This window comes from Burkholderia sp. BCC0044, from assembly GCF_902832955.1.
In the GTDB taxonomy this organism is placed as follows: Bacteria; Pseudomonadota; Gammaproteobacteria; order Burkholderiales; family Burkholderiaceae; genus Burkholderia.
This window is the reverse complement of record NZ_CADFDO010000005.1, coordinates 474,523-484,606: the sequence shown is the minus strand read 5'-3', so window position 1 is coordinate 484,606 and position 10,084 is coordinate 474,523. Positions and strand designations below refer to the sequence as shown.

General features: G+C 56.6%; 7 protein-coding genes and 2 rRNA genes. 4 read left to right on the top strand and 5 right to left on the bottom strand.

The annotated features are described in order from the left end of the window. Both HWX14_RS30205 and rrf read left to right on the top strand, forming a co-directional pair. Positions 1–101 (top strand): 23S ribosomal RNA (locus HWX14_RS30205); the annotation flags it as partial. Positions 102–329: 228 nt separating this feature from the next. Next, positions 330–442: ribosomal RNA gene (rrf, locus tag HWX14_RS30200) — 5S ribosomal RNA — on the top strand. A 246-nt stretch (positions 443–688) separates the two neighbouring features. On the opposite strand, the gene HWX14_RS30195 is transcribed toward rrf, so the two are convergent. The 5 genes from HWX14_RS30195 to tssI form a co-directional block, all read right to left on the bottom strand. Continuing rightward, on the bottom strand, positions 689–934 hold the full coding sequence (locus HWX14_RS30195; protein WP_175885928.1) for a SymE family type I addiction module toxin: 246 nt from the start codon (positions 932–934) through the stop codon (positions 689–691). A gap of 189 nt (positions 935–1,123) precedes the next feature. Then, positions 1,124–1,411 (bottom strand): PAAR domain-containing protein, encoded by a 288-nt coding sequence (locus HWX14_RS30190; RefSeq protein WP_175885927.1) that lies wholly within the window; start codon positions 1,409–1,411, stop codon positions 1,124–1,126. Beyond that, the gene (locus HWX14_RS30185) at positions 1,408–2,490 is read right to left on the bottom strand and encodes a T6SS immunity protein Tli4 family protein (RefSeq protein ID WP_244130382.1); all 1,083 of its coding nucleotides are present in this window, start codon (positions 2,488–2,490) and stop codon (positions 1,408–1,410) included. The genes HWX14_RS30190 and HWX14_RS30185 overlap by 4 nt, the downstream gene beginning before the upstream one ends. After that, positions 2,487–4,331, bottom strand: coding sequence for a hypothetical protein (locus tag HWX14_RS30180; RefSeq protein WP_244130381.1), 1,845 nt, complete (start codon positions 4,329–4,331; stop codon positions 2,487–2,489). The genes HWX14_RS30185 and HWX14_RS30180 overlap by 4 nt, the downstream gene beginning before the upstream one ends. Before the next feature lie 68 nt (positions 4,332–4,399). Beyond that, positions 4,400–7,237, bottom strand: a complete 2,838-nt coding sequence (gene tssI, locus HWX14_RS30175; RefSeq protein WP_175885926.1) for a type VI secretion system tip protein TssI/VgrG — start codon at positions 7,235–7,237, stop codon at positions 4,400–4,402. A gap of 894 nt (positions 7,238–8,131) precedes the next feature. Here tssI and HWX14_RS30170 point away from each other — a divergent pair. Both HWX14_RS30170 and HWX14_RS30165 read left to right on the top strand, forming a co-directional pair. Then, complete coding sequence (locus HWX14_RS30170) at positions 8,132–8,560, top strand: very short patch repair endonuclease (RefSeq protein ID WP_175885925.1); 429 nt, start codon at positions 8,132–8,134, stop codon at positions 8,558–8,560. A gap of 89 nt (positions 8,561–8,649) precedes the next feature. Then, positions 8,650–9,969 carry a DNA cytosine methyltransferase gene (locus tag HWX14_RS30165; RefSeq protein ID WP_175885924.1) on the top strand — a complete coding sequence of 440 codons (1,320 nt, stop codon included), beginning with the start codon at positions 8,650–8,652 and terminating at the stop codon, positions 9,967–9,969. Positions 9,970–10,084 lie beyond the last annotated feature (115 nt).

Below are 10,084 nucleotides of genomic sequence, written 5' to 3'. Positions count from 1 at the left end.
CCTTGAAGGGTCGTTCGAGACCAGGACGTTGATAGGTCAGGTGTGTAAGCGCAGTAATGCGTTCAGCTAACTGATACTAATTGCCCGTAAGGCTTGATCCTATAACAAGTCTGCCTTGTGTCGATGATCGTTGGTGCTTCAGCACTTACGAGCATCCCACGCAGAGCATCGAGCAGCGAAGCTGATCGATGCGGCGCGCCGGTTGAAGTGCCGGTGACCTGCGTAGCAAGACGAGACAAGTTGGATTCTCGTGTGTGATACACACAACTCAAAATTACTGCTTCTTCCAAGATTGGTTGCGCTGCGAAGCAACGCAACAACCCCCTTTGCCTGATGACCATAGCGAGTCGGTCCCACCCCTTCCCATCCCGAACAGGACCGTGAAACGACTCTACGCCGATGATAGTGCGGATTCCCGTGTGAAAGTAGGTAATCGTCAGGCTCCCTAAGCCAAGAACCCCCGCCCGAAAGGCGGGGGTTTTTGCATTTCGGCGACGGAAATGTGTGGTGTGCCCAGCGTAGATCACACCTCATGCCGAATAGCTACACAACGGCGGATCGGGGTGACCAGCCCGCTGCAGTTTCAGAACAATCGTCGCTTGTCACAGTTACTAACGGTATGGAGCATCGGGTACCGAGCTTCCAGACGGAGAGTGACTTGCGATGCTCACCATCGACAATGCGCCGATCACATCGGCGTGATGATGAGTCGCTTGTCCTCGACGGTAATCCGAACGCGTTCTCCGGCCTCGAATCCCGCGTCCTCAAGCCATACTCCCGCTATTTTGATCCACGGGAAATACGTCGTGTTCAGTCTCCGGTGCGCTCTGATGGCACGGAGAACTCTAGACAAGGAATGATGGCGCGCTGACTCTTGAACAGTGACGAAGCGTTCCGTTACGACGGGGCGTGACTTATGATTGGCGTTAGCCATGGTCAACTCTCCTGTGAGGAGTTGGTGGTGGTCAGCGGGTCGTATGGGTGGCAGCCCATGCGGCCCGCGCTTTTTGCGGTGACGCCATTTGAGTCTACCTAACTGGGCATCTCGAAATATAGAAAATTCGGGGAGTGGCCAATCGGCATAGCTTCATGAGTTTTCCCCGCAGGAAATTACGGCATGGGCCTAGAGATCGATGAACGACGAGACCTGCGAAGCAATCAGACGCGGTGGCGGTGAACACCGGCATACGCATAAGTCGTCACTCAGTGCCGCCTGCCGTCCGTCTGGTCCGGTGGTGGGGATGCGAGGCCCATCACATACGATCTTGCCGACCGTCTTGCACGCAGGGCACGAGACCGGATCGCCCTCGTAAGCCTGTTCGCTCGCGCCGATCAGGTCGTTGCCGTCGCCCCCCTGGGTCAAGCCACCGGCGGACGTGGTATCGCCCTTCACGATGTCATAGCGCCTCACCTGGTTGTCTCCGATTCACCCAGCCGGGGGCCGCGATAGCGGAAGCTGTTCAGCACCGTGTCCCATGCTTGAATCGCTTGTGCTTCGTTGACAGGAGAGGTTGCCTCGGCGGCTGATGTGATCGAGTCGGGCGCCGCACCGAAAAGCAGCTGAATCGCCGTGTGAGGTTTCGAGAGGTCGCGTTCGACGCCCGGGGCCAGCAGATAGAAGTGGTACTTCTGCACGCCATCTTCACTGATGGCCATCAGCAGTTCTTCTGCCTGCATGCCGGCGAACTGGCGTTTGCCTTTCCTCAGGATCTTGTAGCGTCCCAGTAGAGATTTCAGCTGGATTTCGAACGCAGGGAGACCATCGAGCAGGGATGCCTTTTGATCGACATCGACCGACTCGCGAAGCTTGACGACGAAGGTCGACGGGGTGCCGGGTAAGAGCCCGACAGATAGCGTGGCATCGAAGCCGCGAAATGGCTTACCGCTTATTGCACCGCCGTTGAAGCAAAATGCTCCGTCTGCGGGAATCTCCCAGTCCTGCCGTGGGCCGATGTGACGAAGAATCTGATCCGCGACTTGAAGATTCGAGTCGTCGTATCGAGCGCCGATGAGGGTTTTCAGCGTGAACAGGGTATCGCTGGACCAAGCGTAGCCCTCAGCCTTGTATGGAATATCGATGGATGTTGTGTCTGCCTTTCTGAAAATGAAGAGCCGCGTGTCGTCGCTCGGGCGGACCGCTTCCTTAAGCCAAACGTTGTTTGTTGTTCCCGTCGCTTGCGTCATATCCATTCTGAGCGTGGTTTTCAGCTCCTCCTCTCTTGCGTCAACCTGCTGCAGAAACGTGTTCCGGGAAATGTTTGGAGTGGTCTCGATCGTGTAATCCATGTACTTGAATTGTTGGTTGTACACGGCGATATCACTCGGGAGATCGAGAGCAAAGCGACCGATACACCATGGACGGGTATCGTGCATCACGGGCGTAGTCATAACGTACTCCGAAGGATTATTTTTCGCGCAAGCAGTCAGCTCCAGAAGAATGGTGATTGCCGAGATCAGGAGCACTTTTCTGACTCGAATCAATACGCTCATCTCCGTGCCTCGATACGCTTTGCGATCTTGACGACGCTGTACAACGTGGCCCACCTGGCCCACGGATGTTTGAAACATTCTTGATGACCAAGGCCCCTTTGATCGAATGCGATATGTACGCCTTCGGCCTTGCCACCCGGAACCCCTTCTTTCAGTCCGCGAGCTACCGATTCGCCTGACCAGAATGGGACGGTGCCATCACCGAAAATCAACCCACGCTCAGCAGCAGAGTTAGGTGTCGCCAACTCTGCTTCAATCGTGTATGTCTGATCTTTGATGCGGATGCGAATTTGGCCCATGCGGTTATCACTCAGGAACTGAGCACGAAGTAGGTCGTCTTCGGTTGTGTCTGCTGGGAAGGGGCCTCGCCATAGGATCTTGCCGAATGTGAGCAGTTTTCCACCAGGTTCGGAAACCTCCCGATGCTTGGGTTGGGGCGAGAGGTTGGCGTCCGACGACGAGCTTTCCGAGGTCTCTTGGAGAGGGCCGTTCCCGTAGAAGGCGTAGGTGTTCGGATGATATTTATTGACGAGCTGTTTTTGACGTAAAACCACATCGGTAATCGTCTCGACGAAGTTCTCCTGAAGAGATTTTTTGCGATTGGTATCCGAGAGCCGCTTCCTGACAATGCCCGACGGGTCGAGGACAGAGTCCGACTGATCGGGTACTAGCCCATACCACGCCTGCGATGTATACAACGAGAGCGTGTTGCCAGGTTTAGGGAGTTTGAGGATCGGGTCACGTTTTAGATTACATACGATCCACCACGGCTCGTAGTTGTGATAGTCGGGCATCGGCAACAGCTCCAAAGGCCCAGGCGCATTTGCTGTGACGGCCGTGAACTCAAGACCATTGCGTCCCGCCAGCACCTGATTGATGACCGTGTTTTCTGTTTGTGCCCCGGCCCGGAATCGCCGCGCCGCAAGCGGCGCACCCGTAGCCGGCTGCGCGCCGTGAATCACCCCGTACATCAGATCGGCATGCCCAGCGATCACCGACGCCATTCGCGTGACAAGCCCGCCCATCGAATGTGTAATGACGATCGCCTTCTTGACCTTGTTCTCTTCGCAGATTTCCCGGATGCCCATAAGCCGAGCCTTCTTGTTGCGCTTCTTATCGACGCAATCGATGCCTTCGACCACATCCCGAGCCGAATCGAGATTCGACTGAAGCCAGTTGTAGCCGATTGCATAGACGGGATACCTGAACTGGCAGAATTTCCTGAACTCGTCGGACGTGGCGTGAATCACGTCAGCTGTTGGGCCGTGTGCACCGTATAACTTCGGTGAGGTGCCGATGACCGGATTCAGCGTGAATGTCTCACCCTTCGGGTCGCCCGATGCCCAAGCCCCGAGCAGCTCGCCTGAATCGGCCGGGTTATTCAGTTCGCGTTCGAGCCACGCGAAGGTTGAGTGGTAGCTCCCGCGGTGCACGGATCCCCAGCCTCGGCGCCGCGCTTCCTCTACGGAAACGTCGCACCCTTCCGTGCTGACTTCTCCGAAGGCCGAGACCATGGCTGCATGTGGGTCGTAACGTATCTGCCGCTCCGCAGCGTTTGCGAAGTACCCGGAAGCAGCGAAAGCCAGGGACTCGGCGATGCTATTCGGTGGACTCCATATTTCGTTGCCGGTGTTCCGGTCGAGCAGCAAGGATCCCATGACGCCGGGAATGAAGATCACCGGGATCGGCTGCCGTGGATCGCAGTCGATCTGCTTCGTGCTGGTGTTCGAGTGGGGTGTCAGCGTCACTCGTGCAGACGAACCGCCTCCACGTTCGTGCTGCGCCTGGATGACGACGACTTTTTCCTTCTTGCCGGTGCTGTTGCTTGCGGGATTGCTCATGCGATTATCAGGAGTAGACGATGGTCGATCGATGGAGGGCGGGTTCGCGTTTTAATTGGGACGCGCCACTATCCGGCGCCGTCGCGAGGGAACGGCAACACTCGAATCAGTAGCGACTCGATATCGACGTTCTTCTGTACGGTGGTCTGCCCGGATTCGTCCGTCATGCCCTTGATGACCGTTCCGTCACCGCGCACGATTTCGTATGGATGGTTTTTGAGGACTTCCCCGGTGATCTTGTGGCGAAGAACGTAGGGATCGTTGAACGCGGTGTGCGGGCGTTCGTTCATGTGCTCAGCGAGCGAGCTTGGCCCGAGCCGGCTGAACGACGCAGCCTTGCTTGTCCGAGCGCCGAGCGTGCCTTCTTCGATGCCGTCCGCCGTGATGCGGATGTATGAACCGCCGCACTTCAGCAGCAGCTCTTTCTTGCCTTCGATGGAAATGCAGCCGCGATTGCTGGTGATCGCAAGATCCAGGTCCGCGTAGAGCCGCATCGCGTCGCTTTGCGCTTCGATTTCGACCCGGCCCTTTGCCGCGAACAACTTCATGCCCGCTTTTTGGACATACAGACTGATTTTCTCGACAGCGGCTGCGATCAGCGATTTGCCCGTCGCGATGTGGGTATGTTCGCCACTGACAACATTGATGTGCTTGTCTGCTGCAATTTGTGTCGATTGCTGCGTCGTGGCCGCGATTCCTGCGGGACTGGACATGACGATCAGCGGTGATGCAAAGCCGTTCGCTTTGCCTAGGCCGCCGCCATTCGTTCGACCGCCGGAGGTCTGGCCGGACTCTGATTGTTGAGTTGCGTGTGCGATTGCTTCGAAGTCGTCGCGACCCGCCTGTAGCGATTCAGCTTGCGCCGTCGCGCTCGCATGCGACAGCGACTCAAGCAGCATGCCGGAGCGGGTCAACTGATCTCGTGCTTCGGTAACGTCGAGTTGGTCACTATCGATCGATTTCGCGTGCGTGGTGAGATGGAGGCCTCGATTCGCTCGCACTGCACCGTAGTCGTCGGTGTGGAGCATGAATCCCATGCCGAGGTAGCGGCCCCGCGTGTTGCCGTCCTGGCGAATCAGGTAACCCTGATGAAACAGGCTGTAGTGCTTGTTCGTGAAGGTGGTTAGTCGTGTACTGCCTTGATTCGTTGCGTCGTCATGGACCAATGCGTTGTAGGCGCCTGTCTTGCCGAACCCCTTCGATTGGAACCCCGATAGCAGCACGTTCGTATGCCAGGGCGGTGGCGTTGCCGCACCGTTGAGGCGGCCCAGCACGAACGGACGATCGCAGTCGCCGCCCCAGTGCCCGATCGCCACCCATTCGCCAGCGCGCGGGACATGCACCGCGCCATATGCATTACCCGTGTCGGCTTGCAGCGACAGCAACAGCGGTGACGTGCCGAAGGCGCCGGACGGACTTTGACGATCCCATATATGGCGCACGCGGATCCGGTTCAGTGGGTCGGACCATGCTTCTTCGCCCTCAGGCGCAACGACGTGTGCATGTTCGATGTGTATCGCCGGTTTCGGGTGTTCAAACGGGCTGCGATACTGGACCGTCGTGGGCTGCGCTTCAATTTCGACGACGAAGAATCCGACTTCTCCATCGCTGAAGTGTGGCCGAGAGTCGAAGCGAGGGCCGTGCTTGACTTTCGTATCGGTGATCGTTTGCTGCAGGCTGCTGGGAAAGGCATCGGTCTGCTGTCCAATCGGAATATTGTTCTCGATGTACCAGCGCGCTTCGATCGTGACGAATTCACGATTGTGCGGTGCGATCGCGATGTGCCTCGGATGATTGTTCAGGACGAAGCGCGTACCCGCATCGATCCAGCGCAGGCCGCCCGTTCCTGTGTAGCGATGGGCCAGCGAATCCCATGCTTCTGTTCGAAGCCGAGCTCGCTGGTTGCCGGCGTCAAGATCGGCGTAGCCGTATGACGTCGACTCGAAAATCTCCATCGGTGCGGACGGAATGCGACGCGTCGTGCGGTGGCGACCTTCGTCAACTTCATACGTTGTCGATGCAAGGTCGCTCGATGAATCAAAGTCGTGATGCGATCCTTTGTAGTCGAACGAGCGAGACGCGTAGCGAACGCTTTGGAGAGTTTGGTGGGCGGACCATTGCGTCAGGCCGTCTGCTTCGTGGCCGGTGTCGTCGCGACAATATTTCACCGACCTCGCTTCGGGTAGCGACGACAGGCGATCGACAATGACCAGCATCGTCGTCGGCCGCTCGCCTTGTCGGACTTCCATGTGTTCCCAATAGCAGTACCAGCCTTCGTCTTCGAGTATCCGATGAACGAAGTTCAAGTCGGAGTCTGCTTGTCGGCAATACGACCGGATTCGCGGGGAGTTTGTGATGTTCAGGCGGACGCAGCCGCGAAGCTGCGGATACCGGTTGAACACGTCTAGCAGGATCTCGCGTGCGTCCTTTTCCAGCCAGTAGTGATCGTCGCGTGCGTGGCCGAGGAAGAAAAGGGCCGATGCGAACTTGATCTGGTAGACGGCCAGATCGCCGTCGCCGCCCAGGATTCCGGCGCGATGGACGAAGCCGTGGATCGGACGGTACGTCGAACTTGTGAAAGGTGCGCTTGCTTGCTGAATCCAGAGTGTGACCGGTTGGTGCATCAGCGAGAGCAGTGCGATGTCGTCGCGGGGTGATGCGACGTCGACAGTCCATCGGTAGTCGCGGCCGATCTTTGCCCATCCCGTTGCGCGGAGTGGAATCAGCTTGTTTGCCCCGAGGGGCGTATCCAGCTTCAGCAGACGTTCGCGTTGCAGGAGGCCTCGGCGGAAGGCATCGACAAGACTGCGGGATGTGAATTTTCCAGGTGTCGGTGGTCTGGCCAACAAGGTTCTTCTCCCTTTCTCTCGGGTTCCCCGCACGCCGGCGGAGGCGAGGACGATCATATTGTCATCGCACATTTGTCTTTTGAAATATCCCAATCGATGCGGCGTGATTTTGGACACGTACTAAGGAATGCAAAATTAGATGCGGACTCGGCGCTTTGGATAGAAACGTGGTCGTCGTCGAAATCGGAAAGGGAAATTTGCACCAGAATGAAACTAAGCGGCAAGCCATTCGAACTGCCGGATGAAATGGAGCGGGGACTTCTTTGAGGCGGAAATTTATGCCAGCGTAGCGGGCACGCTGTCGGTGCGTGGGGGCGCACGTGATCTTTCGAGATTGGGAGACTGTCTCAGATTGTCACATTGCGGGTCAGGCGACGATCGTAGACCGACGCCTACTTGAGCATCGGAGAGTGGAATGAATGGTTCGATGAGGTTCGAACGCGGGACACTCGTTATCGGGAGAGACTGAGAAGTCAGATCCTGAGGACTGGCGGCGATGATACCGATCGCGATAGCCACGCTAGAAAATGAATATTCAAGCTCAGGACGGTCTCGTGCGCATCAATGCGTTCATATCGCAGGCCAAGAATTCCCGACCTTCCCCATCATTACCCCATTCAAACTATCGCTGATGAAGGCTGGATCACTAGCTTAAGAAGCCCACTCACTGAGAGTGTAGTTGCCCGAAGGGGCGAAGGCTCCTCGCTGATATGCATTATCGACGGATTGCATTTTGGCGATTCGACATACAGCTACCGACCATGCTACCGTCTATCGTCAACAGCTCATCGCGAGGCGAATTATCGGGCCGGATCAACAACGGCCGTCGGAATAGATGCGATATGCCCCTAATGCCAAGTGGCCGAATGCTTCGAAATGTGCAGCACCCTATTCGGCGATGACTCAATTTCGTTTAACGAGAAGTAATAGTCACTGTTTGTCTTTAACGGAATGACAGACAAAATATCGCAGGTACTCCGATCAAAGATAATGCGTTCTATTAAGAGCTCCGGCACGAGACCGGAGCTACTTGTACGCAGCCTCGTCTTTTCGCTTGGGTATAGGTACCGGCTTACGCGCCCTAAACTTCCGGGACGACCTGACCTCATCTTCCCTGGGAGAAAAAAGGTAATATTCGTGCACGGATGCTTTTGGCACGGACACTTCTGGTCGGTCAAGGAATGTCGCCTCGCCCGCGAGCCCACCGGTGAATACTGGAAAACAAAGCTTGTACGCAATGTGACACGGGATCTATCCGTCGTTGAGGAACTTCACGCGATCGGCTGGGACGTCCTGATCATTTGGGAATGCCAGCTTGCAAATTTGTCCACTGTTCGTGAGAACATCGTCGCCTTTCTGGGGCCCGCCCACACCCGCTGACTTCGACCGCTAGCGAGCGTCACGGCGGCCTGGCCATCAACGGCGAAGCATGGCAGAATCTCGTCGGTCAACCGGACCTCACATCTGCCGTGAAAAGAAACAAACCCTTTCGCTTTCTCGATGTATTCGCCGGGTGCGGTGGGCTCTCGCTCGGGCTTGCTAACGCCGGCTGGCGCGGAATCTTTGCTATCGAGAAAAACCCACAGGCCTTCTCCACCCTCGAGCACAACCTTGTCGGCGGGGAAAAGTCACATTTCGACTGGCCGCGATGGCTGCCAAAGCAAGCGATGGCAATTGAGGAACTGTTGTCAACCTACGCAGAGCAAGTTCATCGCTTGCAAGGCAGCGTTGACCTCATTGTCGGCGGCCCCCCATGTCAGGGCTTCTCGACCGCTGGGAGGAGGAATCCGAAGGATCCGCGCAACAAACTCACCGAGCAATATTTAGCTCTGGTCGGGTTAGTTAAGCCAAAATTCCTCGTTATCGAAAATGTGTCGGGATTCGATATAAGCTTCGTTGATTCCACCAAAAAAAAGCGAAAACCTAGCGACGAGTCGTATGCCGCATATGTCGCGAGGCGCCTGGAACAGCTCGGCTATCGCGTCTCAAAAGGGCTTGTGAACTGTGCGACATTTGGAGTTCCGCAAAACCGATTTCGTTTCTTAATGATTTGCGAATTATCGACGCTTACACGCCGTCCGATCGACCTCGTTGAAGCGCTAACAAAATACTCCTCCAAGTTTCGGGAACTTAAGCGACTACCTGTCGACCGATTTGTAGGAACCGCAGAAGCGATCTCGGATTTGACGGTTGAGGGCAAAGAATTAGTACCGCATACTGATACTAGTAAGTCAGGCTTCTTTGAAGCTGTGTATGAACCGCCTGCGAAGCCGTCTCCCTATCAAGCACTCATGCGCAAAGGCATGGGCAACCTCGCACCAAACAGCAGACGACTACCGAACCACAAGCCCGATACGATCGCGGCCTTCCAGCTCTTTCAGCGTACGTGTCGCCCTGGAAAGAAGGTTTCGGACGCGGAACGCGAAGCTCTTGGAATGACCAAGCATAGCCGGACCATGCTACACCCCTCGCTTCCGTCTCCGACAGTCACAACCCTTCCCGACGACATATTGCACTACGTCGAACCGAGAATTCTGACAGTCCGCGAAAGCGCTCGTCTTCAGTCGTTTCCTGATTGGTTTGAGTTCCAGGGGAAATATACAACCGGAGGCCACAGGCGCAAGTTGGAGACGCCTCGCTATTCCCAGGTCGGAAATGCAGTCCCCCCTTTACTCGCCGAGGCACTTGGGCGAGTGCTGAAAGAGCGGAATAGGCAACTCGGAAAACGGCGGCCCAAGGCACGAGTGAAGCGGGGGCGGCGTCGCCCAGCCGTAGCGCCGGCATGTTAAGTCACAGCGACGAGCGAGTCCTAATAAATCTCGACTTCCGCAGTCGCGCCGCCCAAGGAATTGGGACGGCGCGATGACGGTTACGCGGACTGGCGACCGCCTGCCCACTCCCTTT

What these genes read in the sequence shown, in the direction of transcription:
- HWX14_RS30195 (WP_175885928.1), bottom strand. Translation starts at nt 934, where the DNA reads ATGGCTAACGCCAATCATAAGTCACGCCCCGTCGTAACGGAACGCTTC.
- HWX14_RS30185 (WP_244130382.1), bottom strand. Translation starts at nt 2,490, where the DNA reads ATGAGCGTATTGATTCGAGTCAGAAAAGTGCTCCTGATCTCGGCAATC.
- HWX14_RS30180 (WP_244130381.1), bottom strand. Translation starts at nt 4,331, where the DNA reads ATGAGCAATCCCGCAAGCAACAGCACCGGCAAGAAGGAAAAAGTCGTC.
- tssI (WP_175885926.1), bottom strand. Translation starts at nt 7,237, where the DNA reads ATGATCGTCCTCGCCTCCGCCGGCGTGCGGGGAACCCGAGAGAAAGGG.
- HWX14_RS30170 (WP_175885925.1), top strand. Translation starts at nt 8,132, where the DNA reads ATGACAGACAAAATATCGCAGGTACTCCGATCAAAGATAATGCGTTCT.